The 26,773-nt window shown below is 64.6% G+C and carries 27 protein-coding genes; 15 read left to right on the forward strand and 12 right to left on the reverse strand.

What is annotated here, in order from left to right:
- Positions 1–158 precede the first annotated feature (158 nt).
- Both KDH09_02890 and KDH09_02895 read left to right on the forward strand, forming a co-directional pair.
- Complete coding sequence (locus tag KDH09_02890) at positions 159–434, forward strand: prevent-host-death protein (protein MCB0218615.1); 276 nt, start codon at positions 159–161, stop codon at positions 432–434.
- Positions 424–711 carry a plasmid stabilization protein gene (locus tag KDH09_02895; GenBank protein MCB0218616.1) on the forward strand — a complete coding sequence of 96 codons (288 nt, stop codon included), beginning with the start codon at positions 424–426 and terminating at the stop codon, positions 709–711. The genes KDH09_02890 and KDH09_02895 overlap by 11 nt, the downstream gene beginning before the upstream one ends.
- Here the strand turns inward: KDH09_02895 and KDH09_02900 are convergent.
- A complete protein-coding gene (locus tag KDH09_02900; GenBank protein MCB0218617.1) occupies positions 708–2,543 on the reverse strand; it encodes a gamma-glutamyltransferase family protein in 1,836 nt (611 codons plus the stop codon). The genes KDH09_02895 and KDH09_02900 overlap by 4 nt on opposite strands.
- Positions 2,544–2,550: 7 nt before the next feature.
- Complete coding sequence (locus KDH09_02905; GenBank protein ID MCB0218618.1) at positions 2,551–2,850, reverse strand: hypothetical protein; 300 nt, start codon at positions 2,848–2,850, stop codon at positions 2,551–2,553.
- A gap of 149 nt (positions 2,851–2,999) precedes the next feature.
- On the opposite strand from KDH09_02905, the gene KDH09_02910 reads away from it, so the two are divergent.
- Positions 3,000–3,452, forward strand: coding sequence for a DUF721 domain-containing protein (locus tag KDH09_02910; protein MCB0218619.1), 453 nt, complete (start codon positions 3,000–3,002; stop codon positions 3,450–3,452).
- Between the two features lie 191 nt (positions 3,453–3,643).
- Here KDH09_02910 and KDH09_02915 read toward each other — a convergent pair whose 3' ends face one another.
- The 4 genes from KDH09_02915 to purE form a co-directional block, all read right to left on the reverse strand.
- Positions 3,644–4,969: a DUF1015 domain-containing protein gene (locus KDH09_02915; protein MCB0218620.1), complete on the reverse strand. Its 1,326-nt coding sequence runs from the start codon at positions 4,967–4,969 to the stop codon at positions 3,644–3,646.
- Between the two features lie 7 nt (positions 4,970–4,976).
- The gene (locus tag KDH09_02920) at positions 4,977–5,120 is read right to left on the reverse strand and encodes a hypothetical protein (GenBank protein ID MCB0218621.1); all 144 of its coding nucleotides are present in this window, start codon (positions 5,118–5,120) and stop codon (positions 4,977–4,979) included.
- 39 nt (positions 5,121–5,159) lie between these two features.
- The gene (locus KDH09_02925; GenBank protein MCB0218622.1) at positions 5,160–5,783 is read right to left on the reverse strand and encodes a threonylcarbamoyl-AMP synthase; all 624 of its coding nucleotides are present in this window, start codon (positions 5,781–5,783) and stop codon (positions 5,160–5,162) included.
- 91 nt (positions 5,784–5,874) lie between these two features.
- The gene (gene purE / locus KDH09_02930) at positions 5,875–6,372 is read right to left on the reverse strand and encodes a 5-(carboxyamino)imidazole ribonucleotide mutase (protein MCB0218623.1); all 498 of its coding nucleotides are present in this window, start codon (positions 6,370–6,372) and stop codon (positions 5,875–5,877) included.
- A gap of 185 nt (positions 6,373–6,557) precedes the next feature.
- On the opposite strand from purE, the gene KDH09_02935 reads away from it, so the two are divergent.
- Genes KDH09_02935 through KDH09_02980 form a run of 10 tightly spaced genes read left to right on the forward strand, consistent with a single transcriptional unit; the run spans position 6,558 to position 18,052 of the window.
- Entirely contained in the window at positions 6,558–8,630 is a 2,073-nt protein-coding gene (locus tag KDH09_02935; GenBank protein MCB0218624.1) for a HEAT repeat domain-containing protein, read from the forward strand.
- A gap of 5 nt (positions 8,631–8,635) precedes the next feature.
- Positions 8,636–9,484 (forward strand): protein-glutamate O-methyltransferase CheR, encoded by an 849-nt coding sequence (locus KDH09_02940; GenBank protein MCB0218625.1) that lies wholly within the window; start codon positions 8,636–8,638, stop codon positions 9,482–9,484.
- A 10-nt stretch (positions 9,485–9,494) separates the two neighbouring features.
- Positions 9,495–9,857 (forward strand): response regulator, encoded by a 363-nt coding sequence (locus tag KDH09_02945; GenBank protein MCB0218626.1) that lies wholly within the window; start codon positions 9,495–9,497, stop codon positions 9,855–9,857.
- A gap of 46 nt (positions 9,858–9,903) precedes the next feature.
- Positions 9,904–11,643, forward strand: a complete 1,740-nt coding sequence (locus KDH09_02950; protein ID MCB0218627.1) for a chemotaxis protein CheA — start codon at positions 9,904–9,906, stop codon at positions 11,641–11,643.
- The gene (locus tag KDH09_02955; GenBank protein ID MCB0218628.1) at positions 11,644–12,465 is read left to right on the forward strand and encodes a purine-binding chemotaxis protein CheW; all 822 of its coding nucleotides are present in this window, start codon (positions 11,644–11,646) and stop codon (positions 12,463–12,465) included.
- A 40-nt stretch (positions 12,466–12,505) separates the two neighbouring features.
- Positions 12,506–14,170 carry a HAMP domain-containing protein gene (locus KDH09_02960; protein MCB0218629.1) on the forward strand — a complete coding sequence of 555 codons (1,665 nt, stop codon included), beginning with the start codon at positions 12,506–12,508 and terminating at the stop codon, positions 14,168–14,170.
- 35 nt (positions 14,171–14,205) lie between these two features.
- The gene (locus tag KDH09_02965; protein MCB0218630.1) at positions 14,206–14,961 is read left to right on the forward strand and encodes a ParA family protein; all 756 of its coding nucleotides are present in this window, start codon (positions 14,206–14,208) and stop codon (positions 14,959–14,961) included.
- The gene (locus KDH09_02970) at positions 14,958–15,608 is read left to right on the forward strand and encodes a hypothetical protein (protein ID MCB0218631.1); all 651 of its coding nucleotides are present in this window, start codon (positions 14,958–14,960) and stop codon (positions 15,606–15,608) included. The genes KDH09_02965 and KDH09_02970 overlap by 4 nt, the downstream gene beginning before the upstream one ends.
- A 39-nt stretch (positions 15,609–15,647) precedes the next feature.
- Positions 15,648–16,781 carry a chemotaxis response regulator protein-glutamate methylesterase gene (locus KDH09_02975; protein ID MCB0218632.1) on the forward strand — a complete coding sequence of 378 codons (1,134 nt, stop codon included), beginning with the start codon at positions 15,648–15,650 and terminating at the stop codon, positions 16,779–16,781.
- 47 nt (positions 16,782–16,828) lie between these two features.
- Positions 16,829–18,052, forward strand: coding sequence for an FAD-dependent monooxygenase (locus KDH09_02980; protein ID MCB0218633.1), 1,224 nt, complete (start codon positions 16,829–16,831; stop codon positions 18,050–18,052).
- 1 nt (position 18,053) lies between these two features.
- Here KDH09_02980 and KDH09_02985 read toward each other — a convergent pair whose 3' ends face one another.
- Positions 18,054–18,641, reverse strand: a complete 588-nt coding sequence (locus KDH09_02985) for a class I SAM-dependent methyltransferase (GenBank protein ID MCB0218634.1) — start codon at positions 18,639–18,641, stop codon at positions 18,054–18,056.
- A gap of 62 nt (positions 18,642–18,703) precedes the next feature.
- Here KDH09_02985 and KDH09_02990 point away from each other — a divergent pair, with 62 nt between their 5' ends.
- Positions 18,704–19,348 carry an HAD-IA family hydrolase gene (locus KDH09_02990; protein ID MCB0218635.1) on the forward strand — a complete coding sequence of 215 codons (645 nt, stop codon included), beginning with the start codon at positions 18,704–18,706 and terminating at the stop codon, positions 19,346–19,348.
- Between the two features lie 182 nt (positions 19,349–19,530).
- On the opposite strand, the gene KDH09_02995 is transcribed toward KDH09_02990, so the two are convergent.
- The 5 genes from KDH09_02995 to bioB all read right to left on the reverse strand — a co-directional run bounded on the left by KDH09_02995 (position 19,531) and on the right by bioB (position 26,236).
- Positions 19,531–21,543, reverse strand: a complete 2,013-nt coding sequence (locus KDH09_02995) for a hypothetical protein (protein MCB0218636.1) — start codon at positions 21,541–21,543, stop codon at positions 19,531–19,533.
- 10 nt (positions 21,544–21,553) lie between these two features.
- Positions 21,554–22,285, reverse strand: a complete 732-nt coding sequence (gene bioD, locus KDH09_03000; protein MCB0218637.1) for a dethiobiotin synthase — start codon at positions 22,283–22,285, stop codon at positions 21,554–21,556.
- A 30-nt stretch (positions 22,286–22,315) separates the two neighbouring features.
- Positions 22,316–23,662 (reverse strand): adenosylmethionine--8-amino-7-oxononanoate transaminase, encoded by a 1,347-nt coding sequence (bioA, locus tag KDH09_03005; GenBank protein MCB0218638.1) that lies wholly within the window; start codon positions 23,660–23,662, stop codon positions 22,316–22,318.
- 302 nt (positions 23,663–23,964) lie between these two features.
- The gene (gene bioF, locus KDH09_03010) at positions 23,965–25,068 is read right to left on the reverse strand and encodes an 8-amino-7-oxononanoate synthase (protein ID MCB0218639.1); all 1,104 of its coding nucleotides are present in this window, start codon (positions 25,066–25,068) and stop codon (positions 23,965–23,967) included.
- 118 nt (positions 25,069–25,186) lie between these two features.
- Entirely contained in the window at positions 25,187–26,236 is a 1,050-nt protein-coding gene (gene bioB, locus KDH09_03015) for a biotin synthase BioB (GenBank protein MCB0218640.1), read from the reverse strand.
- Between the two features lie 281 nt (positions 26,237–26,517).
- Here bioB and KDH09_03020 point away from each other — a divergent pair.
- A partial coding sequence (locus KDH09_03020; protein MCB0218641.1) for a hypothetical protein occupies positions 26,518–26,773 on the forward strand: 256 nt, incomplete at its 3' end.

The following is a 26,773-nucleotide window of genomic DNA, read 5'->3' on the forward strand; positions in this document are numbered from 1 at the left end:
CTGGAACAGATGCTCTCACTCAAAGCACACGCGCGGGCAAAGGGGAAGGGGGGCTGCCGCCCGGGGCTGAATCCGTGCTGGACGGCGCCGAAACAGGTGCTAAAATGAGTGCTAATATATGCGCTAAATTAGGTGCCGAAAGGAGTCCACCCATGCGAATTCGAACCATCCCGGCGTCCGAGATCAAGCGACGCGGCATCGGCGCAGTCGACGAGCAGCTCGCCAAGTATCCGGCCGTCCATGTCATCGCGAACAACCAGCCCCGGTACGTGATCCTGACCGAGGAGCGCTACGAGGAACTCCTCGACGAGGTCGAGGAAGCGGCCGAGCTGCGCATTGCCGAATCGCTGGCCGAATACAAGGCGGGGAAAGTGAAGCGCTACAACTCGGTCGAAGAACTGATGTCCGCTGTTGACGCCGCCGATGACGACTGAACCCTTTCAACTTCGCGCCACGACCAAGTTTGAGCGAAGCGCAAAGAAATTCCTGCGAAAGCGCCCGGACCTGCGCAGGCGCTTTGAGTCGATCATCGAGGATCTGCGTGCCGATCCCTTCCAGCCGCACCTTGGACTGCACCGGCTGCAGGGGGAGCTGCAGCATCTGCATGGGGTTCGGGTCACCTACTCCTACCGAATCACCCTGACGCTGCTGATCGAAGAGCACGCGATCACATTGATCGACGTGGGCACCCACGACGAGGTCTATCGCTAAAACCCCGCGGGCGCGCCTTCGACTCTCTCGTCGGAAAGACCGAGCAGGGTGCCGTCGTCTTCGACCCACACGGCCTGGGCGTTGCACCAGTGCGGCGCCGTCTTGATGTGGTGGCCCATTTTCTCGAGCGCGCCGCGCAGGGGGGTAAGTCCCTCGGGGGCGAAGAAGGCGTCCTCGGCATAGAGCGTGTCGGGGCGCCACTGGTGGTGGATGCGCGGGGCGTCCATGGCCTGTTCGGGGGTGAGCCCGAAGGCGGCGACGTGGAGGAAGAGCTGGAGCACGGTGCTGATGATGCGCGAACCGCCGGGCGAGCCCAGCACGTAGCGCAGCCTGCCGCCGCGAAAAGCCATGGTCGGCGTCATGCTAGAGAGCGGCGTCTTGCCCGGCGCAATCGAATTGCGCTCTCCTTGGATCAGCCCGAAAGCGTTGGGGACGCCCGGCGCGGCGGCGAAGTCGTCCATTTCGTTGTTCAAAATGATTCCCCACTTTGGAACGGTGATTCCCGAACCAAAGGAGAGATTGATCGTGAGCGTCGCGCTGACGGCGTCGCCCTCGGGCCCCACAATCGAGATGTGCGTGGTGTGCTCGCCCTCGGCGGGCGCGATCTCCACGCTGCCGGCGCTTACGTCGTGGGCCTTTTCCAGATCGAGATCCTTCAGGCGCTCCCTGGCGTAGTCCTTGGCAATGAGGCGCTTTGTCGGGACGTCGGCGAAGCGCGGGTCGCCCAGATACTCGGCCCGGTCGGCGTAGGCGCGGCGCATGACTTCGGCAATGAGGTGGCTGTGCCCTGCGACCAGCATCGACTGCATTGCAGGGATGCCGGGGAAGGCAGCGCTCTCTCCCTGGGCAAGCGCGCTGGCTCCCAGAAGCGGCGCCAGCGGCGCGAGCTTTTGCAGGCCCGCCTCGACCTTGAGCGCCGACTCCACCTGCGGCTGCTCGGGAAGGGCCGCTTCGAGCATGTTGAGCATCTCGATCAGAACGATGCCCCCCGAGGAGGGGCCGGGGAAGGAATAGATCTCCCAGTCGCGAAAAGTCCCGCGCACCGGCGTGACCGGGTAGGCCTGGTAAGTGGCCAGGTCCCGTTCGCTGAGGATTCCCCCGAGGCGGCTCACTTCGGCTGCCATGTCCCTGGCGATGGCGCCCTTGTAGAAGGGCGCGGCCCCTTCGGCAGCGAAGGCCTCAATGGCCTTTGCCAGACCGGGCTGGCGGATCTTCGCGCCGACTTCGGGAATCTTGTCACCGGGAAGCCAGACCTCGCGGGTCGCATCGAACTGGCGCAGCAGGCTTGCCGTGCTTTTGATCTTCTCCTGAAGGTAGGGGAAGACGGCAAAGCCCTCGGCGGCGAAAGCGTGGGCTTCTTTTGTCAGACGCGCGCGCGGGAGCTTGCCGTGGCGCGCGTGGATCATCTCGAGCCCCGCGGGCTGGCCCGGCACGCCCACGGCCATGGGGCCGAACTTCGAGAGCATGGAATCGACCTTGCCGTCTTTTTGATACATGTCGCGCCGGGCCTTGCCGGGGGCACGCTCGCGAAAGTCGTAGGCGTGCACCTTCCCGGCAGTGTCGCGGTAGAGGGCGAAGCCGCCGCCGCCAAGGCCCGCCGAGTAGGGTTCGATCACGCCGAGCACCAGCGCCGCCGCGACGAAGGCATCGGCGGCGTTGCCGCCCTCGCGCATGACCTCGGCCGCGGCTTTGGATGCATCGGGGTGGGCCGTGGCGGCCATGGCATTTTTGCTGCGCGCGGTGCGCGCGGCCTCGCCGGCAGTGGCAAGCAACAGAACCAGCGCGCAGGCCAGCGGCAGCGCGCGTCGAAGGGCGGTGAATACGGGGTTCAAGGATCGATTACTGGTCGAGCTTGTCCTCGAACAGGTCGTCGAGGGAGCGGCGGTCTTTTTCGGTGAGCTCGTCGGCCGGCGGCGGATCGGAGCGACCAGATCGCTCGGTTCGCTCCGAACGCTCGCGTGTCGGCTGATTGCGCGCGCTCTGCTCCCTGGGGGCCGGCTTGGCACGGGGGGACTCCTCATCGGAGAAGAAGGTTCGGACCGTTTTCTCGATCACCACCTGCCGAAAGGGCTCATGGGCAAAGAGAAAGCCGAAGACGAAGGTCGCCACCAGAAGTCCGGTGAGAAGGATGAGACGCATAAGCTCGCACTGCGGCCCTACTGCCGCACGGAAGGCCTCACCCACTCCGTCGCGCCCTCATTGTGCTCGCGCGCACCCTCTGTTGTCAAAGAAGGCCGGAGGCGGCTGCCACTTGCCAGAGCCCGCGGCGCCCGGTCAGGCTGGGCGCCATGGCGAATCCTCCCAAAGGCATCGGCGGCCTCATCAACAAGGCCCTCCGCGATCAGGGCCTGGGCCCCCGCGTGGCCGAAGTGGACCTGAAAAAGCGCTGGGCCGAGATCATCGGCCCCGACCTGGCTCACTACGTCGCGCCCGAATCGCTCAAGCACGGCGAGCTCACCGTCACCGTCGCCAGCGCCGTGTGGAGCCAGGAAATCATGGGAATGCAGGAGCAGCTCCTCGCCCAGATTCGCGAGCGCATGCACTCGCCCGCTGTCCAGAGCCTGCGTGTGCGCATCGGCCGCGTCCCCGCGCCGCCGCCCGAGAAGAAACCGCTCGTCCTCCCGCCGGTCGAGAGCCTGCCCGAAGAAATCCGCGCGCACCTGGCAAAGGTTGAAGACCCCGAAGTGCGCGAGGTGCTCACGCGCTTTGCGTTGCGGTATGAGGCGAAGAAGCTGGGCTGATTCAGAAGGGCGAGGCATGCCTCGCCCTTGCACGACATGTGATGAAACAGGTTGTCATCCTGAGGGCGAGAGCCCGAAGGATCTCAACCTGCTGGAGCCAGCCCTGGTCCCGCAAGAAATGCTCACCATTTCTCAATGGTTGAGATCCTTCGCTCTGCTCAGGATGACAGTTTCAGGGAATCGCGCGAAGATTACTCCCCCGCAACGCTCCTGAAAACGAGACCGCTCAGGAGCTTGGGATAGAAGTAGGTGCTCTTCTGGGGCATGACCTCGCCGGCTTCGGCGACGTCGCGCACTTCTTCGAGCTTGGTCGGGCGCAGCAGGAATCCCAGCTCGGCCTTGTCGGAGTTCACCCAGCCGAAGACTTTCATCGCGTCCGGGGTGTAGCTGAGCTTGCCGCCCTCGGCGATCTTGTCGGTGGTGAGCGCGAACTGCTTTTCGAGAATCAGGCTGTGGAGCACGGCCACGTCGAGCGCGCGCACCGGGCCGGGAACCGATTGATCGAAGAGGGCTTCGACGGCGGCGGCGTCCTTCGAGGTGAGCAGGTGGGCGTGGCCCGGGCCCACGATGCCCAGCGCGTAGGGCGCGTCCGCGGCAAGGAGTGCATCGAGGAACGCCTGCTGGCCCGCCTCGTCCTTGGTCACGTGGGTCTCGTCCTCAAAATACTCGTGCAGGGCGCGGATCATCTCGGGCGCGTGCTTGCGGCCGTCGACGCCCGCGCTGGCCAGCAGCATGCGGTTGTAGGGAAGCACCGTCATCTGCGCCGCGTCGGCAACGAACATCATCATGAACTCGGCCGGATGCTCGGGGTCCGTTTTGCCGTTCTGCTCGCGGATCTTTTCGCGGTAGTGCAGCGCCGTCGTGTAGCGGTGGTGGCCGTCGGCCAGGTAGAGCTTGAGATCGGCGAAGGCCTTGGTGATGGCCGCGACCTGCGCTTCATCGGAGATGGCCCACAGGCGGTGGCGCACGTTTTCGTCGTCGGTGAAGTCACACCACGCATCGGCGGGTGCTTCGCCCATGGCAGAGGCCACGTTGCCGGCGGGATCGAAGTAGAAAGAGAAAGTCGGCGAGAGGTTCGTCTTTGTCGCCTCGATGAGCGCAAGGCGATCGGCCTTGGGGCCGCTCAGGGTTTTTTCGTGCGGCAGAATGATCCCCTCGGAAAACTCGTGCAGGCGCACTGCGGCGATGAGACCCTCGCGCGAGTGGATCTCGTCCGAGCCGGAGAGGGTGAAGTCCTGGCGGTAGCGATAGAAGGCCGGCGCGCTATCCTGCGCAACGACTTCCTGGCTGCTCCAGTCCTTGAGGATCTCGGCGGCGGCAGCGTACTTGTCCGCGGCGCCGCTGACTTCGTCCTGCCGGGGCAGGATAAGGCGCACCACGTTCTTGTCGCTCACGCCGGCCAGCGCGGCGCGCCGGTCGTCGTCAATGACGTCGTAGGGCGGCGCCATCACGTCGCCGAGCTTGGGGTTCTTTTCCGGGTTGTAGCGAATGCCGCGAAAGGCTCTTACTTCTGCCATGGTGGCCCTATCTAGCCTGCGAGTTCGGCGCTGGCAACTTGATTGAAAACCCCGCGAGCCGTATCTGCGCGGCGAGCTGGGCGGTCGTGAGCGTGCTCGTGCTCGTAAACGTGGCCGGATCGAGCACGAGCACGTCTACGCTCACGTTCACGACGGTCGTGCCGACCGGGCTTGTCGGGGATTGCCTGGTTTACGCAATCCCCAGATCTTCCGCGCTCAGCGCCCCCTCGCGCACGATCGCGGCTTTGCCGCCGTCCAGGCGCACCACGGTGGAGGGCCGTCCCGAGAGGGCGCCGCCGTCGACCAGCATATCGACGCCGTTTTTTACGAAATGCGACACATCTTCAAGGCTCGTGGGATTGGGAGCCCCCGAGAGGTTGGCGCTCGTGGAGACCAGCGGCGCGCCGAGGGCTTCAAGGAGGCGCGCGCAGAAGGGGTCGGATGAAATCCGGATCGCCAGCGTGCTCAGGCCCGGCGCCAGCAGCTCGAGCGGGAGCAGGTTCTCGCGCGCGGGGAAGACCAGAGTGAGCGGTCCGGGCCAGAAGCGCTCCATGAGCGGCTCATAGGGGGCCGGGATTTCGCTCACATATTCGGCGAGCATCTTTCGGTCGCGCACCAGCACGAGGAACGGCCGCTCGGCCGGGCGCTGCTTGAGTTCGAAGATGCGCTCGATGCCCGCGCGCTCGCTCGCCACGCAGCCCAGGCCGTAGGTCGTTTCGGTCGGATAGAGCAGCACCTCGCCCTTGCGCAGCCGCGCGGCGATGGACTCGTAGTCCTTGTCCTTGAGGGCGCTGGTCTGGAACTTCGTGGTCACGGTCGAATTCGGTGGTGTCGGTTCAAAGGTTGAAACAAAAGCGGGAAGCGAGCGGCGCCGGTCCGCTGCGCGCAGCGGACCGGCAGCGACGCTACTCCATCTCTTCGACCTTCTTGGCCTTCTCGAGGACCTGCTTGCGCATGTTGGCGCGCGATTCCTTGACGGCGTTGGCCACCTCGGGATCGCCCACGCCGATGATCTGCGCGGCCAGAATGGCGGCGTTCTTGGCGCCGGCCTTGCCGATGGCGCTGCAGGCGACCGGGATGCCCGGGGGCATCTGGACCGTGGAAAGCAGGGCGTCGAGGCCCGAGCCCATCTCCGAAGAAGCAATCGGTACGCCAATGACGGGGCGCGTGGTGATCGAGGCAATCACGCCGCCCAGGTGGGCCGCGGCGCCGGCGCCGGAGATGAACACCTTGGTGCCGTTGGCCTCGGCCTCGCTGACCAGGGTGTGGACCCGGTCTGGGGTGCGGTGGGCGCTCGCCACGGTCATGTGGACGCTGATGCCCATCTTGCGCAGCTCATCGCGGGCCACCTTCATCACCTCGGCGTCGGAATCGGAACCCATCAGGATCAGTACGTCAGCCATGCTCGTCCTCTCTGGTGTGAATCTTTGGTCTGAGCCCCTCTGGGCCCTCCCTGAGGGGCGCAGGTGCGGCCCGTGGGGAGCGCCGGGGGAGCTCGGTCGGACTTTTGCTACCATGGCCCCCCCGTGGTTGCAAGGCACATGTCACCGTGATACGAACCAATGATTCCGGGCGGTTATCAGGTTTTATGGGAATTCAGCGATCGAGCGCACCCCAGCAGGCTCCCGCCGTCGACCGCCTTGCGTCGGCTGACCCCGACGTCCAGCGAGCCGCGGCGCTTGAGCTTGCCGAGAGTGGTGATGATTCAGCCCTTCCGGCGCTGACGCAGGCTTTCCATACCGAAAACTGGCTGGTACGCGGCGCGTGCGTGCGGGCGATCATCGCCATCGGCGGCGGCCCGGCGCTGGGGGCCTTTTCCACCGCCCTGCACGAGGGAGACGCGCGCATTCGCGCCGCGGCGATCGAGATCTTTCGCGGCCTGGGCCGCCACGCCGTCGATCCCCTCTCCCAGCTTCTCAAGGATGCAGACACCAATGTCGTGCGCTACGCCGCCGAGCTGCTCGGTGAGATCGGCGATCCCGGTGCGGGTCCCGCCGTGCTGGAGGCCGCGCAGAGCCACACCGACGAAAATGTGCGCTACCAGGGCTACCTCACCCTTGGAAAGCTCGGCTACCGCGCCGCCATCCCGCAACTGCGTGAGGCGCTGGGGGCCTCGCTCTGGGTGCAGACCGCCGCGCTCGAAGCCATCGCGGCGTTGGCGGCCGAAGAACTCGAACCCGACCTGCTCGCCCTCGTTCATAAAACCGAGGTCTGGGCCCTGCCCACGGTGCTCGACGCGCTTGGATGCGTGGGAACCCAGAGCGCGGTTGAGCCGCTCTATCAGTTCATCGTCAGCGACGAAGAGCTCTCCCTGCACTCGCTGCGCGCGCTGGTTCGCGTGCTGGCCAAACCGAAGGTCTCCCGCCAGTTCGAGGGGCGCGAGCGCGACAACATTCTGGGCGTTGCCAGGCGTGCGATCGCTTCGAGCGATCCCGAGCTGCGCCGCGCCGGCATCGACATGGCCGGCCGCCTGGCCGACGAGGAATCGATCGGCCTGCTGATTCCCTTGCTCGATACCGACTCCGATGCAGACGAGAGCGGCGAGCTGCTCGACGAAGAAGAAGCAGCGGCGGCAGCGCAGGCGCTGATGAGCATCGGCGCTGCGGTGGAGGAGGCGCTCGTCGCGGCCTTCACCGGTCTCGAAGCGGCCGGGCAGATTCTCGCCATGGATGTTCTCGGTCACGTCGGCAGCGTGCGCTCTGGCAAGCTGCTCGTGCAGCTTCTCGATCACGAAGACGTCGAGATCAACCGCGCCGCCTGCGACGCGCTCGGCCGGATCGGCGATCCGCGCTTTGCCGACGCGCTGATTTTCCAGTTCCAGCATCCCTTCGCCTCGGTGCGCAGCGCCGCGCAGCGCGCGCTCAGCCGCTTCCCGCGCGAGGTGATTACCCCCAAACTCCGGCCGCTGCTCTCCGACCCGCTCTCGGACGTGCGCGCCATGGCCGCCAGCACGCTGGGCGCGCTGCAGGTGCAGGACGCCGCCGGCGAGCTTAAGCACCTGCTCGTCGATCCCGACAACCTCGTCAAGCAGGCCGCCGTGTTCGCGCTGGCCGCGCTCGAAGAGCGGCAGGTGGGATCGCTGCCGCTGCTGCTCATGGGCAACAACGACCCGGTGCTGCGCCGGAGCTCGGCGCAGGTGGTGGGCCAGCTTCGCGACCGTCGCGCGGTCGAGCCGCTCGTCTATCTGCTTCAGTTTGACGAGGACATGTGGGTGCGCTTCCAGGCCGCGCGCGCACTCGGTGAGATCGGCATGGGCGAGAGCCGCGACGCCCGCGCCGTAGAGCCCATGCTCGATCGCCTGAACGATGACGTGGGCCTGGTGCGCGTGGCGGCGGCCGAGGCGCTGGTTCGTCTGACGGGCGAGGAATACCGGGACCGGCTGCTTCCCATGGCCGAGGATCCCGATCCCGACGTGCGGCGCGCACTGGTGCGCCTTCTCGGATCGAACGAAGTGGACGGAGTCGGCAAGATTCTGGTGCGCGCGATGCGCGACACCGCGTGGAAGGTCCGCTACGCGGCGCTCGTTGAGGCGGCGCGCCGGCCCGACGACGAAGTGCTGCTGGCATTTCGCGATCTGGTGCGCGACGAGCACGAACTGGTGCGTCAGCGCGCGAGCGAACTCATCGAAGACGTCGAACGGCGCGTCGGGATTGGAGCATAAACACCGTGTACGAGAGACCCGAAATCCACATGACGCAAGAGGAGTTCGTGGAACTGCGCGACCTCATCTGCGCGCGCACGGGCATTCACATCCGCGACACGCGGATGGAATACCTGGAGTATCGGGTCGTCGATCGCATGCAGGCGACCCACACGCGGACCGTGCGCGACTACTACTACGTGCTCCGCTACAACCGCGATGCCGATGGCGAGATGCAGGCGCTCATCAACGCCATCACTGTGCAGGAGACCCACTTCAACCGCAATCCGGCGCAGATCAAGACCTTCCGGGAAGTGATGATGCCGGCGGTGGCCGAGCGTCGTCGCAAGGCGGGGGATCGTTCCTTCAATATCTGGAGCGCGGCCTGCGCGACGGGCGAGGAGCCGTATACGCTGGCGATCTGCGCGCAGGAATCGTCTCATCAGCTCCAGGGGCTGGACGTGGCAATTCATGCCTCGGACATCTCGACCCGCGCGCTCAACCTTGCCGAGAAGGCCAGCTATTCCCAGAACAAGCTGCGCGACTACGACGAGGCCACCATCGCCCGGTACTTCGACCAGACCGGCGACCGCTACGTGCTGCGTGAGCGCATCCGTTCCATTCCGAAATTCGGACGCATCAACCTGGTCGAGCCCGGCGAGTGGCGGAGCCTGCCGAAGATGGACATCATCTTCTGCCGCAACGTGTTTATCTATTTTGACCAGAACGCCAAGAACAAGGTGGCCCAGCAGATGTACGATCAGCTTCGGCCCGGCGGCTGCGTCTTCCTCGGCAACGCCGAGACCATCGATGTCTCGGTCGTACCATTCAAAATGAAGTTCATGGAAGGGGGAATGGTCTACGAGAAGCTGTAGACCGCACGCCATGTCCAAGAAGATCCTGCTCGCAGAAGACTCGGTGGCAACCCAGAAGTTCGTCAGCTACATGCTGCGCGCCCGGGGCCACACGGTCGATATCTGCAACGATGGCATTGAAGCCCTCCAGCGATACGCGGAGGGAAGCTACGATCTGGTCATTCTCGACATCATGATGCCGAGGATGAACGGCCTCGACGCGCTGCGTGAAATCCGCAGCCAGTATCCCGACCGCAAGACACCGGTGGTGATGCTCACCAGCGAATCGAGCAACGAGGACCAGCAGCGGGGCCTGGCGCTGGGGGCCGACCGCTATCTCTCGAAGCCCTTTCAGCCCGAGCAACTGCTCGAATTGGTGGACGCGCTTGGGTAATGGGCCCCGCAGCACCTACAATGGTGCGGGGCATGGGTAGCCGGACATGAGTGATTTCGACGGAGAAGACATACAGGCGCTCTACGGCGAATTCCTCGACGAGACCAAGGAACTGCTGCACAGTTTCAACGAAGAACTGGTCAAGTTCGAGAATGAGCCGGAGAATACCGACCGCATCAAGCGAATTTTCCGCATTGCGCACACGCTCAAGGGAAATGCCGGCTTTATCGGGCTGACGCCGCTGCAGGAACTCTCCCACCGCATGGAGAACGTCCTGGGCAAGCTGCGCGACGGGCAGATCCAGTTTGTCGCGGAAATCAACGACGTATTCTTCGAGGGTCTCGACCTGTGCCGCCGCATCGTTGCCGACTTCGTCGACGACAAACTCGGCAACGTGGACATCGATCCCGTTCTGGCCAAACTCGATACGCTCGAGGCCGGGGGCGCGATCGCGCCGGCAGGCAAGCCCGCGGCCGCCGCCCCGTCGCCGGCCGTTCCCGCTCCGAAGGCGCAGCAGCCTGCCGCCGCGCCGGTCAAGGAGAGCGAAGAAGTCGAACGGCGCAGCGCCCAGGACGAAGTCCAGTACATGCGCGTCTCGGCGCAGCGCCTCGACCGGCTGGTGAATCTGGTGGGCGAGCTCGTCGCCGGGCGCTCGCGCCTTCTGCAGCTCAAACGCGAAATCCCCAACAAGTCCTTCGAGGAAGTCGTTAGCTTCATCAGCAACGTCGCCGGCGAGCTGCAGAGCGAGGTGCTCGGCATCCGCATGGTGCCGATCAAGCAGCTCTTCAATCGTTTCTACCGCCCGGTGCGCGATACCGCACGCTCGAAAGGCAAGGACATCAACCTTGCGGTGCAGGGCGAGAATACCGAACTGGACAAGACCATCATCGAGGCGATCTACGACCCGCTGATGCACCTTGTGCGGAACTCCATCGGCCACGGAATCGAGACACCAAGTGAACGAATCGCCGCCGGCAAGGAGCCGCGCGGCACGCTGAGCCTTCGCGCCTACCACGAACAGAACTCCATCTTCATCGAGGTTGTGGACGACGGACGCGGCTTCAACGTCGAGCGCATTCGCCAGCGCGCGATCGAGCGCGGCATGGTGAGCGTCGACGAGGCCCGCCAGATCAGCGAGAAGGAAGCCGCCGATCTGGTCTTCCTGCCCGGCTTCTCGACGGCCCGGGAGATCGACGACATTTCCGGCCGCGGCGTGGGGCTCGATGTGGTGAAGACCAACATCGAACGACTGGGCGGCGTGGTGAGCGTGAGCTGGATTGAAGGGCAGGGGACCAAGTTCACCCTGCGTCTGCCGCTCACGCTGGCGATCATGGAGATCTTCCTGATCGAGGTCGATGGCCAGCTCTACGGCATCCCGCTTCACTACATCGAAGAGACCATTCGCATCCGGCCCAGCGCAATCGAGAAGATCAAGGGCCAGCTTGTCTATCTGCTCCGTCACCGGCCGGTGACGATCACCTCGCTGCGCGAATTGTTCGGAAAACCGGCGAAGGAGGACCAGCTAGACTTCCTCCCGGTCATTGTATTAAGGGTATTCAACCGGCGTATCGGGGTCATTGTGGACCGGCTGATCGGCAAGGAGGAGACCGTCCTCAAGTCGCTCGGCCCCTATGTGGACCGTCTGGCCGGAACTGACGGAAACTGGATCGCCGGGGCCAGCATTCTGGGTAGCGGAGAGGTGGTCCTGATCCTGGATGTTCCCACGCTCTTCCGCAGTCTGTCCACCGCGCAGATCGGTGTGAGCGGCATGACGGAGGGCCTGTAAATGTCTCCAATCGAAGGACGCGAAGAAATCCGGGAGAACAAGAACTTCCTGAAGTTCGTCATGTTCGGCCTGGGCTCTGAGCGCTACTCCGTCCCCGTTCTCAAGGTCAAGGAAATCATCGCAACCGCGCGGATCTTCCCGCTGCCCAAGATGCCCGACTTTGTCGAAGGCATCATCTCGCTTCGCGGTGAAATCATCCCCATTGTCGACCTGCGAAAGCGCTTCGAACTGCCCGAAGCCGAAGACACCGAAGAAGCCCGCATCGTGGTGCTGGAGATGGACAGCTTCTTTGTCGGCATCTCCGTCGATCTGGTCTACGAAGTCATCAAGATCGATGAAGACCTCATCGAGCCGCCGCCACCGCTGGTGGGCGGGCTGCGCGCCGACTACCTCGAGGGCGTGTGCGAAATCGGCGAGCACCTGATCACCATTCTCAATCTCGAACAGATATTCTCCATGACGGAGAAAGCCATTCTGGCCAAGGCGGCCGGCGGCGAAGAAACCGCAGCCGAAAACGGCCTGCCCGCGCCGGGCGACTCGGGCAATCACGATGAGTTCCTTGGAAAGTGGAACGACGCGCTGAGCTCGGGCAAGGCGAAGCAGGCGGAGGAACCGGCCGTGGCGCCCGCGCCCGCAGCGCCTGAGTTCGAAGTCGGCGCCTCGCAGGATGTCGCGGTCAGTCCCGACGGCAAGATCGAACACGGCGGGCGAATGTTTTTCCTGGGCAAGCGATTCGCCGGGCAGAGCGTGCATGTTGCACCTTCTGCAGAGGGGCTCGTCATCTCCCAGGGCGACGAAGTAATCAAGCGGTTTCGCGTCTAGTGGGCGGGCGCTCCATACCCGGAAGAGCAGGGCAGGTTAAATGAACATCAACAGCATGCGCACGAAATTCATGCTCCCAATTGTGGCGCTGGCCGTGGCCAGCCTGATGATGAGCGTCGCGGTGGCACTCATCTTCCAGGACACGCTTCAGGAGAAGTTCCGTGAGAAGGCCCAGATCATCGGCGCGAACATCAAGCTCAACGTCGACGACCTGCAGCGCCTTGGTTTCCTGACGCTGCCCGAACTCAATGAAATCAGCAACATCGTGCCGCGCATCATTTCGGACGCGCAGGCCAGGGACATCTCGTACTGGGCGATTCTGACTCCCGACGCGAAGGTGATTTTCTACGGTCGCCTTGAAGAAGGTGCCGATGGAAGGATCGTCGCGAGCGACGACCGCGCCATTTTGCAGGTGATGGAGAAGAACCCCGACCTGCGCAAGAAGTTTGTCGAGCGCGCGCTTGCCAAGGGCGAGAGTGAGTCGCGGATCGAGGACGAAGTCATTGTTCTGCATGACGATGACACTGACGAAGACTACCTGAACATCCGCTTTACCCTGACCGATCCCACCAGCGACGATCCCATCGGCGCGCTGGTCCTGGGCATTCCCGAGCGGCTCATCAATGCCGAGATCATGCCGATCTGGTACGCGGCAGGCGTATTCGTGCTGGTTGCGGCAATGATCGCCGTGTTTGTCGGTGTCATGCAGAATCGCGTGGTGGGCAGGCCGATCGAGGGAATGGTGTCCCTGGCAACGCGCATTGCCGACGGCGACCTGACCTATCGTACAGAGGAGATGAGCGACGACGAGATCGGGCAGCTCTCCCAGTCGCTCAACGGCATGGCCATGCGCATCCAGGAAATTTTCCGCGAGATGCTCACCGCCACCGAGCAGCTTGCCACCTCGGCGCAGAACTTCTCCGACGGCATCAAGAACATGGCCGGCAATTCCGAGAGCCAGTTTGCCAAGACCAAGGAAATGACCGTCGCCATCGAGGAAATGGCCGCCAGCGTGCAGCTCGTCTATGAGAACTCCCAGCGCACGCGCGAGTTGGCCACCAGCGCGAACAATTCGGCGACCAAGGGCGGTGAGGTCGTTGCCCAGACCCAGCGTTCCATGCAGAGCGTCGAGCGCATCGTGACCGAGTCGGCGTCTACCATCCGCGAACTCGGTGCGCGTTCCGAGGAGATCGGCAAGATCATCGATGTCATCAAGGAAATCTCGGGACAAACCAACCTGCTTGCCCTCAACGCTGCCATCGAGGCTGCTCGTGCCGGAGAACACGGCCGCGGCTTCGAAGTGGTCGCCGAGGAAGTGCGCAAGCTGGCCGAGAAGTCGCGCCAGTCCACGCTGCAGATCACCGCGATCATCGGCGACATCACCGACGATACCAACCAGGCGGTCATTGTCATGGAATCGGCGACCCGCGAGGTCTCCGACGGCGCCGGACATGCCAACCGCACACGCGAGGTGCTCGACGAGATCGTGGCCAGCAATGCCAACGTGCTCGATATGACGAACGCCATGGCCGAGGCTGCCCAGCAACAGTCGCGTGTCTCCGACGAAGTCGCCGTTGCGGTGACCGACATTTCGCGCGCTGCCAAGGATGTCTCCGACCAGGCCGAGGAACTCGCGCACACGGTTGAGAATCTGTTCGAACTGGCCGAAAACGTACGCAACATGGTCGGCCGGTTCCGCATCTAGGTCCGCGGCGAGCCAGCGAAGGAAGCACCGGGTTCATGGCTCACATTCTTGCCATCGCAAATCAGAAGGGCGGCTGTGGGAAGACCACGACGGCGGTGAACCTGGCCGCCGGGCTGGCCCTTCGCGGCAAGCGTGTATTGCTGGTGGATCTCGATCCCCAGTCGAACGCCTCCATGTCCTTTGGCATCGACATCGAGAGCGCGCACGTGACCATTCACGAGCTGCTCACGCGCCGGGACCTCGGGATTGAATACGGCATCTTTCGCAAGGGAGCGCTGCACATCGTTCCTTCCCGCCCGCAACTGGCGGTGCTCGAGGGCGGCGAGCACGCCGTTGCGCCCACGCGGCTGGCGGAATTGCTGGGTGGTACCGCCTCACAGTACGATTTTATCGTGATTGACGCGCCGCCCTCGATTGGAAGGCTCACCGAACTGGCACTTTCCGCGGCAAAATGGGTGATCGTGCCCGTCGATGTGGGTTACTATGCACTGGTAGGAATCCGCCAACTGCTGGCCAAGCTCGAAGGCGCCCGGCGGCACAACCCCGCCGTGGACATCCTCGGCTTTCTGGTGACCCACTTCGATGCGCGAAACAACCTCTCGCGTCAGGTTGCCGAAAAGATCGAGGAGAGCTTTCCGGGCAAGCTCTTTGAGAGCGCCGTGCACTCGACGGTTCGACTGCGAGAGGCGCCGGGACACCACATGACGATCTTTGAATACGACAAAAGCGGACGTGCCGCCGAAGACTACCTGACCCTGACCGACGAGGTCGTGGAGAGGTGCGAGCGATGACCGAACGCAAGACGGCCAGGAAGGCCGCGAAGAAAAAGACCCGCAAGAAAGGCGGCCTCGGCGCCGGGGGCAAGTCCCTGGAACTCGACCGCCCGATGGGCGAGTCACTGGGCGCCGAAGTGGAGGCGCCGCCTCCTCCGCCGCCGCTGCCATCGGCGGCGCCGGAAGTCGAGCCCGCGCCCGAACCGGTTCCGGAGCCCGCGCCGATCGAAGAGAAACCGCCCGCGCCGGAGTTCGATGCCCCGCCGCAGGAAGAGCCGCCGGCTGCAGTGGCGCCCGCCGCTCCTGAGGTTCCCAAGGAAGTGAAGATCGATCTCGACCTGCTTCCCTGGATTGTGAAGAAGCAGCTCGCGCTCGACACCGATCGCGAAGACCTCGACTACGAGATTTATTTCTGGATCGAGGGCAAGCACGACCGGCTGGTTCTCGAAGGCCATCGCAATGATTTTGGCAAGCTTTACGTCGTGGGCCCCAGCACCCCGCCGGGCTGCTGGAAGCGTTATGCGGATTCCGAGTTTGCGGGCACGTCGGCCGACGACGTGTTCCAGACCTATCGAAAGAACATCGTGAGCGTGCTCGTTCGGACGCCGGGGCTGGAGATTGAGTTCTCCGACCTCGCCGATTTCCTCGAATGGGCCAACTACTAGCGGAGAGATTCGGGCGAGAAGGTTAATCTGAGGCGACAGATGGGTAAGGGCAAAATCCGCGTACTGGTCGTGGATGACTCCAACTTCATGCGAAAAGCGATCTCGAACCTGCTTTCGCAGGATCCGGAGATCGAGGTCGTCGGCAAGGCGCGCTCCGGGCAGGAGGCGCTGGAGCTGATCCCCGAGCTCGACCCCACTGTGGTGACGCTGGACGAGGAAATGGCTGGGCTCACCGGTCTCGAAACCCTTGAGCGCATCATGGCCGAGTACCCGCGCCCGGTGTTGATGCTCAGCGCCTATACCAAGGAAGGCGCCGAAGTGACCATCGAGGCCCTTCGCCGCGGCGCCATCGACTTCATGGAAAAACCCTCCGGCGTGGTGTCCCTGGACATGCACACCGTGGCCAAGCACCTGATCGACAAGGTGAAACTGGCGCAGCGCTCGCGCCCGCGCCGCCCGCTGCGTCGCGAGCCGCCCCGGCGCAAGCATCCGGGGATTCCCCGCGATGAGCCCGAGTCGGCGGCGACCACGCAGCCGAGCGACACCGGGCGCAACAAGCCCGAGGAAATCCGCAAGCTCGTCACGCCCGCCGAGTCGCTCCTCGTCGTGGCTGCCTCCACGGGCGGGGTGCAGGCGGTGCAGGTTGTGCTGACGGGGCTGCCGCATGACTGGCCCATGCCAACGCTGATTGTGCAACACATGCCGCCGCACTTTACAGAGTCGCTGGCCGCCGATTTGGATCGCGTTCTGCCGCTTCGCGTGGTGGAAGCAGAGGACGGCATGCTGCTCGAACCCCGGACCGTCTACATCGCGCCCGGCGGCATGCACGCCATCGTGGCGCCTGCGCGCTACCGCAAGGGCAAGAAGGTCGTGCGGCTTTCCCAGACTCCCACGGACACAGTGCTCAAACCCGCAGCCGATGTAACCATGCGCGCGGTGGCCGATGTCTATGGCGGCGATGCCATCGGCGTGGTGCTCACGGGCATGGGTATGGACGGCGCGCAGGGGCTCAAGGCCATGCACGAGCAGGGCGCGGTGACCATCGCCCAGGACCGCGAAACCAGCGTCATTTACGGCATGCCCAAGGCCGCATTCGAGATCGGAGCCGCCGACAGCGTGTTGCCGCTCGATCAGGTCGCCGCTGCTTGCCGCGTCTCGGCCGGAATGGGCTAGAGTAGCGCTTGTCGCCGGGCTGAAAGCGCCCGGTGCGGGCGGGATTCATGAGTTACTTTGCGATCATTGTCGGTGCGGGGCCCGCGGGCCTCTTGTGCGCACTGCACCTGCACAAGCTGCGTCCCGATCTGGCCTCGCGGCTGCTGATTCTCGAAAAGAAATCCCATCCCCGGAAAAAACTCTGTGGTGGCGGCGTCAACCGCAAGGCCTTCGGCGTGTTGCGCGAGGCCGGTATCGATTTCGAGTGCGAGGCGCCTGCCCACTTCAACGCCGGCGGCTACGACATCCGCTTTCGCGACAAACGCCACATCGTTGAAAAGCCCGGCGGTACGCTGATCTTCGATCGCGCGGTGCTCGATTCCTGGCTCTGCGACCGTGTGCGCGCAGCGGGCATCGAGGTGCGGGAGAACGAGGCCGTGGAAAGCTACGAAGTCGCACGCGAGGGCGTCGTCGTCACCACCGAAAAGGGCACTTACGAGGCGCAGGCCATCGTGGCCTGCGACGGTGTGGGCTCGAAGGTGAGAAAGCTCGCCGGATTCGAGGACGAATATCCCCGCGCGCGCCTTATCCAGGGCGAGCGCCCGCTCAATCCCGGCGACGAGAACTACCTCGTCTTCGATTTCTCCTGCATGGACCATGGAATTCAGGGCTACACGTGGCTCTTTCCCGAGCCCGATCCGGCCGACAGGACCGGGAAGAAGCTCGTCGCCAAGATCGGACTCTACGACCGCACACCCCAAGCCAGCCGCCGGGTCAATCCCCGGCCGCTGCTCTGCGAAATTGCGCGCGGCTATGGTTATGAATTTGCCGAAAGCGACTTCGAGTCCTGGGCCATTCGGGAGTGGACGCCGCGCAGCGAGTTCGCAAAGCCGCGCGTGCTGCTTGCGGGAGATGCCGCCGGCGCCGACCCGCTGGTGGCCGAGGGACTCCATCAGGCCTTTGCCTATGGGCGCCACGCCGCCCACGCGCTGGCCGCGGCGCAGGTGGCGCGCGATTACTCGTTCAAGCACTACACCCGTGACATCCGGCGCGGCGAGCTGGGCGCAGAGCTCGCCCGCAACCGCCTGGGTGCCGGTCTGCTCTATACGCCGGCCTACGAATACATGCTGCGCGCGGGATTCAAGCTGCCGGGAATTCTGGAGCGCGTCTTTGCCTACGTCGCCGGCGAGGCGCCCGAGCTCTCGGGCCTGCAGCCCCGCGACGTCGTCACCAAGACCCTCTGGCACACCGCCCGGCGGATCTTGCCGCCGCTGCGGCTGCTTGATCCCTGATTCAGCGTCGTCGCGCGATTGCCTGTGCGATCCACTTCGTCGAAGTGGGGCGCTCCGAGAGCGCGAGCAAGTCGAAGTCCCGCCACAAAAGGCGCGCAAGCTCTCCCGGCGCGAGCCAGTAGCCCTTTGGATTGACGGCGCTGCCGATCTCGCCGGGAGCCAGGCGCGTCTCGAATACCAGCAGCCCGCCGGGTTTCAGCGCGCGGGCGAGAACGGGAATGAGCGCGCGGTCCAGAAAGAAGAAATCGAGAACCACGTCGTAGCGGGCGCTGCCCAGCAGTGCCGCCGCGTCTTCGGGGTCGCCGAGCTCGGTCTCGATGGTGTGAATCGGCAGAACTTCGCGCCCGGCCGTTTGCGCAAGCTGCGCGAGCGCGACGCTGGAGCAATCGAGGGCGTCGACGGCGATCCCCGCGCGCGCGAGCGGGAGGCTGTGACGCCCCGGGCCGCTGGCCAGATCCAGCACCCGGGCGCCAGGCCGGGTGCGCAGGCTGCGGATGAGCCGCGGGGCCAGGCGCGCAAAGAAAGGCGAGGGGGCCTGGGGGGCCTCGCCGGCGCTCCACTTCTTGTTCCATCGCTCTCGCTCGCTCATGGCGCCCTTCCCATTGGCCGGGGTTTGTGGTTCACTCCCGGTCCACCAGAGGAGTATCTACATTGCCCGCCCGCTTTCAACTGCTGATTTTCGACCTTGATGGCACGCTCATCGATTCCTCCCTCGACCTGGCCCACGCCATGAACGCGGCGATGCGCCACTTCGGCTTTCCTGAACACAATGTCGAGGAAGTGCGCAGCTTTGTCGGAGACGGCGCGAGCAAGCTTGTCGAGCGGGCGCTCCCGGAGGGACACAAGGACAAGCTCGAAGAGGGCAAGAAGGTGTTCCTCGACTACTACGAGGAGCACTGCCTGGAGTTCACAAAGCCCTACGAGGGCGTCGAGGAAATGCTCGACGCGCTCGTTGGCGTGCCCAAGGCGATTGCGACCAACAAGCCCGAGTATCTGGCGAAAAAGATCGTGGAGGGCCTGGGCTGGAACGACACCTTCCTGCAGCTCCTTGGCGGCGACAGCCTTGCCGAGCGAAAGCCCGATGCGCTGGTGGTGCGCACGATCTGCGACCGAATCGGAATTTCGCCGGCCGGCACGCTGATGATCGGCGACGGGCCCCAGGACGTGGGCGCCGGCAAGAATGCCGGGGCCTTCACCTGCGGCGTCACCTGGGGATTTCGCGGCGAGGAACTGCTGCGCGGCACGGGGCCGACCTACCTGATCAACCACCCGCTCGAACTGGTTCAGATTCTTTGAGAATTTTGACCGCAGATGAACGCGGATAAACGCGGATTTCAGACCAAGAAGAGTATAACAGGATGCACAGGATAGGCAGGATCAGAACTTCCGGATCCTGATAATCCTGTACATCCTTGTTTAATTTCTTTGCTCTATGCCTTGATCCGCGTTCATCTGCGTTTATCCGCGGTTAACTATCTTCAGCGCGAGAGCGCGATCCAGCCGATGCCGTTCTTGCGTGCAGGCAGGCCGCGCGATTCGGGATAGCTCTTTCGCAGGGCGGCGTAGTCGCGTGTGCTGAGCGGGCCGATGAGCAGGCCGCCGCGGCTGGTGCGGAACAGCCCGCCGAAGGAGGCCAGCGCGCTGAGCGGCGCGGGCGAATCGCTGCTCAAAGAGCGGTGGTAGGCGCGCCATTCCTTGAGGAGCTTCTTGCGCTCCCCGGCGGGCGGGGCGAGCAAGACGAGATGGAAACCCGGGTCGATGCGCGAGCCGCCGTCTTCGACGTAGAGTTCGGGGAATTCGAGTTCCCAGTGGAAGGGGGCATGGTTCTCGCGTAGCTTCTTGAGCGGACGGGCCAGCGGTTTGAGACGCGCCTGCCACTCGGGGTCCTGTTCCTTGAGATCCGAAACGAAACTCTCGTAGGTACCCGAATCCAGCGAATCGGGCGCCCCGTAGGCCAGCAGCCACAGATCGGCAAGGTCGCGGAAGCGCTCGACCCCGCGTACCAGGCGGCGGAACACGCCCTCCTGCTGGCGCGCAGTGCGGATGCGCTCGGGTCCGGCGGTCGAGAGAAGGCGCAGGTCGGAGGCCAGCGTCTTGAGCCGGTCGTGGAAGAGGGCTTCCACAAAGGAGAGCTGGCGCACGCCGCCCTCACGGTGTGCGCCGCGCGAAAGCGCGGGCGCGCGCCCCAGGGAGCTGATCGCGGCGCTCAGGTGGGGATTGCCCACGCGCAGGCGATGGCCCAGGTAGGGGGGCTCCGCGCCGCAGAGCTTGCACAGGCAAGTGACCAGCGCGCCGAGCGCGGCGATCGTCTGCTCGGACTCATCGACGGCAAAGAGATTCGAAATGGTCTCGGGGATCCCCACTTCGGGCCGTGTTCCCTCGATCATGCGGCGGCTCGATTCGGCCAGCAGCACCTCGACGGCGAGAGCGAGCTGGGGCACGCCGGCCAGCAACACGCGCGCGGGCTGCGAACCGCTGCCGGTGCCGGCGAGGATCTCGCGCACCTTCGCGCTGGGTGGAAGTTTCCCAAGCGAGGCGCTCACGCCCGCGTGGGCATCGAGCGCCCCGGCAAGGCAGCGAAGCCCCGCGAGCGCTTCGGACGCGGTGGGGCGGGTGCCCAGCAGCGAGAGCAGGCGCGTGGCGGGCCTTACCCACTCGGCCCCGGGCAGGGCGCGGGCCTTGGGATCCACGGACTCAAAGGGCGCCTCGCGAATGGCGCGCGAGAGGGCGCGGCGCAGGGTTTCTTCGGCGGGAAGCGAATTCTTGGTCAGCGCGTTGAGCAGCGGTGTGCGCTTGGCGACGCCCGACCACTCGCACCAAAGAGCGAGGGCAGCGTCGCCGCGACCGTCGGCCTCGATGAACTCACGCCAGAGCCGGCTCTCGCGCTCGCGGCGGCGGTGTTCTTCTTCGTGTAGGCGGTCCCACAGGCCGCCGGGTGCGGCGGCCGAGGCGGAGAGAAAGGCCAGGATGCTCACCGTCGCGGGCTCATCGGCGTTCTGGATGGCGCTGGTCAGGTCGAGGTCGAGCGTCTGCAGGAGCGGCAGCGGCGTCTCGCGACACAGCAGGCGCCAGCGGAACCCGTCACCGAGAATCGCCCAGGGAATCTCTTCGCGCTCCATGCGGCGAACGAGCTGCGCGCCCAGCGCGCGGGCATCGGGCGATTCATTGTTGTCGAGCAGGCGCTCGTGCGGCTCGACCAGCATGATGGTCACGCGCCGCTCTTCCATGACGCGTGCGTCCACCCAGTGGAGCACGTTGTCGCCGGCGGGTTCGTCGACGAGCTCGAGATCGTGAAAACCCAGAATGCGCTCGAGCAGCGCTGCGATCTCCCCGCGTTCTTCGGCGTCGGTTTCCTGCAGGTATTCGTCGAGCAGGTCGACGAGCCCTTCCAGATGCGCGTACTCCGAGGGCGGCTCGTCGGCGCCGCCGGCAAGCTGGGAAGAGAGCGCCGTGCGCGCAAACAACCGATTGACTGGAATGAGCGGGTTCAAATCCGGTCCTCTAGTTCCGCAGCGCTGCCATCAGCGCCGCGCTGTCCAGGTGATCCTCGAACAGCTTGCGATAGTGATAGGGTTTGAGCAAGCTCGGCCCCTCGGGCAGCCAGGGCAGGGTGCCGAAAATGGGCACTTTCGTGTGGCGTGCCAGGTCCTTTGCGTTGGTTTCCAGCGAGAAATCCTCCCCATCGGGAGGCACAACGCGGTTCAGCACGATTCCCGCCAGCGGGAGCTTTCTGCGCTGGATTTCATTCAAGCTCAGCAGGGCGTGGTTGATCATTCCCAGACGGTCGCCCACGACCAGCAGCACCTTGCACTTGAGGTGCTTTGCCAGGTCCGCCATGTATTTTTTTTCGGTGAGCGGCACGTGAATGCCGCCCGCACCCTCTACGAGGACGAGGTCCTTGTCCCGGGCAATCTTCTTGTAGTGATCGGCGATCTTCGAGAACTCGATCTTCACGCCCGCCTGCCGCGCCGCGGTCTCGGGGGAGATCGGCGGCTCGAAGCGGTAGGGGCACACATCATCGAGAGAGTCGGGATCGCCCGCGCAGGTGGAGAGCAGCGCCGCGTCGGCGGGCAACAGCTTGCCGCGGTGGGGCGTGCAGCCGGTCTCGACGGGCTTCATCGCGCCCACGCGAAGTTTCGCCTTGCGCGCCAGCAGGCACAGTCCGCCGGTGACGAAGCTCTTGCCGACACCGGTGTCGGTTCCTGTAATGAAGACCGGGCGCGACATCGCCACCCCAATTCCCCGCCGGACGCAGCCGACGACTTACCAGCGAGCCGCTTCGGCGAAGAGCTCTTCCTGGCCGGTGACGATGTTGATGGCGTCGTAGGCGACTTCGCAGAGCTTGTCGATGTCCTTCTCCGTGGCCGAGAGCGGGGGCATCAGCACGATGACCTCGCCCAGCGGGCGGAGAATGACGCCGCGGCGCCGCGCTTCGAGAATGACCCGGTGGCCCACGCGCCGCGAAGGATGATACTTCGAGGTCGGGTCCATGGGATTGGGAGCCAGTTCGATGCCGCCCATCAGGCCCAGCCACCGGCACTCGCGCACGTGGTGGTGTTCCTGGATCTCGCGCAGCCAGATGGCCAGCTCTTCGGAGCGCTCGGCCACGTTCTTGAGAACCTTCTTCTTCTTGAACAGGTCGAGGCTCGCGATGGCCGCCGCGCAGGCGATCGGGTTGCCGGTAAAGGTATGGCCGTGGAAGAAGGTCTTGCCCTCTTCGGGACGACCCAGGAATGCCTCGTAGACTTTTTCGCTGGTGAGCGTTGCGGCCAGCGGCAGGTAGCCGCCGGTCAGCCCCTTGCCCACGGCCATGATGTCGGGCTGCACGTTCTCGTGCTCGCAGGCGAACATCTTGCCGGTGCGGCCAAAGCCCGTGGCCACTTCATCAACGATGAGCAGCACGTTGTGCGCATCGCAGAGCTGGCGAAGACGCAGCAGATAGCCGCCGGGCATGTCGAGGATGCCGCCGGCGCCCTGGATCATGGGCTCGATGATGACGGCGGCCAGGTTCTTGGCGTTGCGCGTGATCTTGAACTCGAGTTCGGCCAGCGCGATGGCGCGCGCCTGGAGCGCTTCGCGGCGCTCGCGTTTGTGCCAGCCGTCGAGGTTCACCTTGACGTGCTGGGGGTAGAGGTGCTTGAAGCGCCCGTGGAAATCTTCGATGCCGCCGACACTGACCGCGCCGATGGTATCGCCGTGGTATCCCTCGGAGAAGTAGGCGAATTTGGTTTTCGTCGTCTCCGGCCCTTCGGTGAGCTGGAAATACTGATAGGCCATCTTGAGGCCGATTTCCGTCGCGGTGGCGCCGGATTCGGAATAGAAGACGCGGGTGAGATTCTCGGGCGTCACTTCGAGGAGCTTCTCGGCCAGCTTGATGCCGGGCTCGTGGGTGAGCCCCAGCATGGTGGAGTGACCCACCTTGCCGACCTGGTTCTTGATGGCGGCGTCGATCTCGCGCACGCGGTGGCCATGGACGTTGCACCACAGGGAAGAGACGCCGTCGAGATACTTCTTGCCCTCGACGTCGTAGAGGTAGTTGCCCTTGCCGTGGTCGATGATCAGCGGCTGCTCTTTGATCCAGCCGGCTTGCTGGGTGAAGGGATGCCAGATGTGCTCGTGGTCCGAGCGCGAGAGCTTCTCAAACGCAGCGGGAGAGAGGCCGGACTTCCTCGGGGCCTTTTTCGAGGCCTTCTTGGCAGCCGTTTTCGGCGCAGACTTGGCTGCCTTTTTCGCAGTCTTCTTTGCAGCCTTGCGGGCGGGGGCTTTCTTGGCCGACTTTTTGGCCTTCTTGGGCGCCTTGCGGGCGACCTTCTTCTTGGCGGTCTTCTTCGCCGTCTTCTTCTTCACCGACTTTTTGGCCTTCTTCGGTGCGGCTTTCTTTGCAGCCTTCTTCTTGGTGGCCTTCTTCAAACTCATAAAACCCCCAGGTCTTTTCCGATACTCTCAAAAGCCGTTAACGCGCGGCTCAGTTGATCGCCAGTGTGGCTCGCCATGACCGTGGCCCGCAGACGGCAAGTGCCCTCTGGAACGGTGGGAGGCCGGATGCCGGTAACGAAGACCCCCTCGGCCAGCAGCCGGCGGGCGAATTCCATCGTGGGCGCGGCCTCTCCGATGACGATGGGAACGATCTGACTCCGGGAATCTAGCGTAGAAAAACCCAGCTTGCGAAGGCCCTCGCGAAGAAACAGCCCATTTTCAGCCAGTTTGGCGCGAAGCCCGGGCTCCTCGCTCACAACGCGCAGGGCCTCGCTGGAGGCCGCCAGAACCGCAGGCGGATGGGCGGTGGTAAAAATCAGCATGCGGGAGCGGTTGATCAGGTGCTCGATGAGCGCGGAAGAGCCCGCTGCGAAGGCACCAAAGCTGCCCAGGGCCTTCCCCAGCGTCCCCATGATGATATCGACGCGCCCCGTCAATCCAAAATATTCCACAGCGCCGCGACCGCCCTCGCCGATGCAGCCGGTGGCGTGGGCCTCATCGACCATGGTCCAGGCGCCGTAGCGCTCGGCCAGCGCAACGATCTCCGGCAGCGGCGCAAAGTCGCCGTCCATGGAGAAAACGGTGTCCGTGACGACGAGCTTGTGGCGGGCCTTGGAGCTGCGAAGCAGTTCTTCAAGGTGGTTCATGTCCCGGTGACGGAAGATCTGTTTCTGTGCGCCGGAGAGCCGGCAGCCATCGATGATGGAGGCGTGGTTGAGCTCGTCGGAGAACACGGCATCTCCGCTTCCCATCAGCGCGGAGATGATTCCCACGTTGGCCATGAATCCGGTGTTGTAGACCACCGCGCGCTCGGTGCGCTTGAAGGCGGCGAGCTGGGCTTCGAGCTCTTCGTGGAGCGAGAAGGTCCCCGAGATGTGGCGCGAGGCGCCCGAACCCACGCCGTATTTCCGGGTCGCCTCGATGGCGGCATGCTTTAGACGCGGGTGAGAGGCCAGACCGAGGTAGTTGTTCGAACAGAACAGCCCGACCTCGCGTGCCTCGCCGGTTGCTTCATCGCGCAGCCGGACGCTGGCGTCCATGGCCGAGTCGATGATGCGGAACTTTCGGTACAGCCCGGCCTCGTGCACGGCGCGAAGCTGTGCATCGAGGAAGGAGGCCAGGTCCTCACCCGGCTCCCACTGCGCCTGCGAAGCGGACTCAGGCACGGGCTTCTGCGGGGGTTCCGCCGCCGATGGAATATTCTTCCTCGGGCGATTCCATGCCGACGACTTCGATCTCAAAGCCCATGTCGCGGATCATCTGGTAGTCCGAAGACTCACCCGCGCCATCGGTGGTGAGATAGCCGTTGGCGAAGATCGAATCGGCGACGAGGATCGAGAGCGGCTGCAGCGAGCGCAGCACCACCTCGCGGCCGCCCGCGGCGCGCAGGTCCTTGCTGGGAAGCACGAAGCGGAACATGCACAGGGCCTTGATGGCCTCGCGCGGGGAGAGCTGGGTGTAGCCCTCCATCGGGGTGCCCGGGCGCGGGTTGAGGAAATTCACCGGCGCCGAGTCGACGTCGAGCTCGCGCAGCGAGAAAGCCAGGTCGAGGATGTCGTCGTGACCCTCGCCGAGGCCCAGAATGCCGCCGCAGCAGGTTTCCATGCCCGCGTCCTTGGCGTGCTTGAGCGTGCTGACGCGATCCTGATAAGTGTGCGTCGTCACGACGTTGCCGAAGTGGCGCTCGCTGGTTTCGAGGTTGTGGTTGAAGCGGTCGATGCCGGCCTCTGCCAGGCGCTGGGCCTTGGCCTCATTGAGAAGGCCCAGCGAGGCGCACAGGGAGATGTCCATCTCCGACTTGATCTGCCGGGCGGCCTCGCAGATGACGTCGAGGTCCTGGCCCGAGGGGCCGCGCGTCGCGGTGACCATGCAGTAGCGCCAGGCGCTCGAGGCCTTGGCCTTGCGGGCGCCCTCGACGAGCTCGGCGACGGCCAGTGCAGGCACGGCCGGGACGTTGGTTTCGTAGCGCGCGCTCTGGGAGCAGAAGCCGCAGTCTTCAGAGCAGCCGCCCATCTTGGCGTTCTCGAGAATGTGAATCTGTACTTTCTTACCGTGGTAGTGCTGGCGCACCCGCGAGGCGGCATTGACCAGTTCAAGAAACTCGGTATCGGGCGCATTGAGGACGGCGCGGGCCTCCTCACGCGAAATGGGCTCGCCCGCGATGGCGCGGTCGGCCAGGGTCTCCCACAGGCTGGTATTCTCTGACATCTTGGTTTGTCTCCCCCGAAAGGCCCGGAATTCCGGGGGCTTGCAGTGGGCCCCGGTCCGGCAATGGCGCGGAATTACCACGGGGCCGGCTGACTTGTCAATGCGAGGGTGGGGAGGGTTTACAAGCGAGGCCGGTTCGTGAGCACGCTTTCCGGTCGCCTCAATTCCCCTGACAAGGACGCAGTCTGTCACACCCCTCCGATATCCTTATCCCAGTAGGCTGAGGGCCCCGTTTCCGCGTGCTGCGCGGCGGCCGGGCTCTTTTGGGAGAGGAGGCCCCGATGGCGGTGAACATGGCGGATCTCGCGCGGCGTGCGCGCCGGGCGGACAAGCTGCTGGCGCGCGGGCGGGAGGTGGATCTTCGCGACGAGGATTTCTGCCGGCGCCTGATGGCCCATTACGACGGGATCGAGGCGGCGCTGCTGGGAGAAGAGGATTCCGACTTGTCCGAGGAAGCCTTGGCGAAGTCGGAAGGCCGGAGGGCGTTGCCGCGAGCAGGCGATCTCTCCAACGCAAGCATCGGCACGAAGCGACCCC

Source organism: Chrysiogenia bacterium, assembly GCA_020434085.1.
Lineage (GTDB): Bacteria > JAGRBM01 > JAGRBM01 > JAGRBM01 > JAGRBM01 > JAGRBM01.

Bases quoted from the DNA above. Each gene is read 5' to 3' on its own strand.
- KDH09_02895 (MCB0218616.1), top strand. From the start codon at position 424: ATGACGACTGAACCCTTTCAACTTCGCGCCACGACCAAGTTTGAGCGA.
- KDH09_02905 (MCB0218618.1), bottom strand. From the start codon at position 2,850: ATGCGTCTCATCCTTCTCACCGGACTTCTGGTGGCGACCTTCGTCTTC.
- KDH09_02910 (MCB0218619.1), top strand. From the start codon at position 3,000: ATGGCGAATCCTCCCAAAGGCATCGGCGGCCTCATCAACAAGGCCCTC.
- KDH09_02915 (MCB0218620.1), bottom strand. From the start codon at position 4,969: ATGGCAGAAGTAAGAGCCTTTCGCGGCATTCGCTACAACCCGGAAAAG.
- purE (MCB0218623.1), bottom strand. From the start codon at position 6,372: ATGGCTGACGTACTGATCCTGATGGGTTCCGATTCCGACGCCGAGGTG.
- KDH09_02935 (MCB0218624.1), top strand. From the start codon at position 6,558: ATGGGAATTCAGCGATCGAGCGCACCCCAGCAGGCTCCCGCCGTCGAC.
- KDH09_02945 (MCB0218626.1), top strand. From the start codon at position 9,495: ATGTCCAAGAAGATCCTGCTCGCAGAAGACTCGGTGGCAACCCAGAAG.
- KDH09_02950 (MCB0218627.1), top strand. From the start codon at position 9,904: ATGAGTGATTTCGACGGAGAAGACATACAGGCGCTCTACGGCGAATTC.
- KDH09_02955 (MCB0218628.1), top strand. From the start codon at position 11,644: ATGTCTCCAATCGAAGGACGCGAAGAAATCCGGGAGAACAAGAACTTC.
- KDH09_02960 (MCB0218629.1), top strand. From the start codon at position 12,506: ATGAACATCAACAGCATGCGCACGAAATTCATGCTCCCAATTGTGGCG.
- KDH09_02965 (MCB0218630.1), top strand. From the start codon at position 14,206: ATGGCTCACATTCTTGCCATCGCAAATCAGAAGGGCGGCTGTGGGAAG.
- KDH09_02970 (MCB0218631.1), top strand. From the start codon at position 14,958: ATGACCGAACGCAAGACGGCCAGGAAGGCCGCGAAGAAAAAGACCCGC.
- KDH09_02975 (MCB0218632.1), top strand. From the start codon at position 15,648: ATGGGTAAGGGCAAAATCCGCGTACTGGTCGTGGATGACTCCAACTTC.
- KDH09_02980 (MCB0218633.1), top strand. From the start codon at position 16,829: ATGAGTTACTTTGCGATCATTGTCGGTGCGGGGCCCGCGGGCCTCTTG.
- KDH09_02985 (MCB0218634.1), bottom strand. From the start codon at position 18,641: ATGAGCGAGCGAGAGCGATGGAACAAGAAGTGGAGCGCCGGCGAGGCC.
- bioF (MCB0218639.1), bottom strand. From the start codon at position 25,068: ATGGACGCCAGCGTCCGGCTGCGCGATGAAGCAACCGGCGAGGCACGC.
- bioB (MCB0218640.1), bottom strand. From the start codon at position 26,236: ATGTCAGAGAATACCAGCCTGTGGGAGACCCTGGCCGACCGCGCCATC.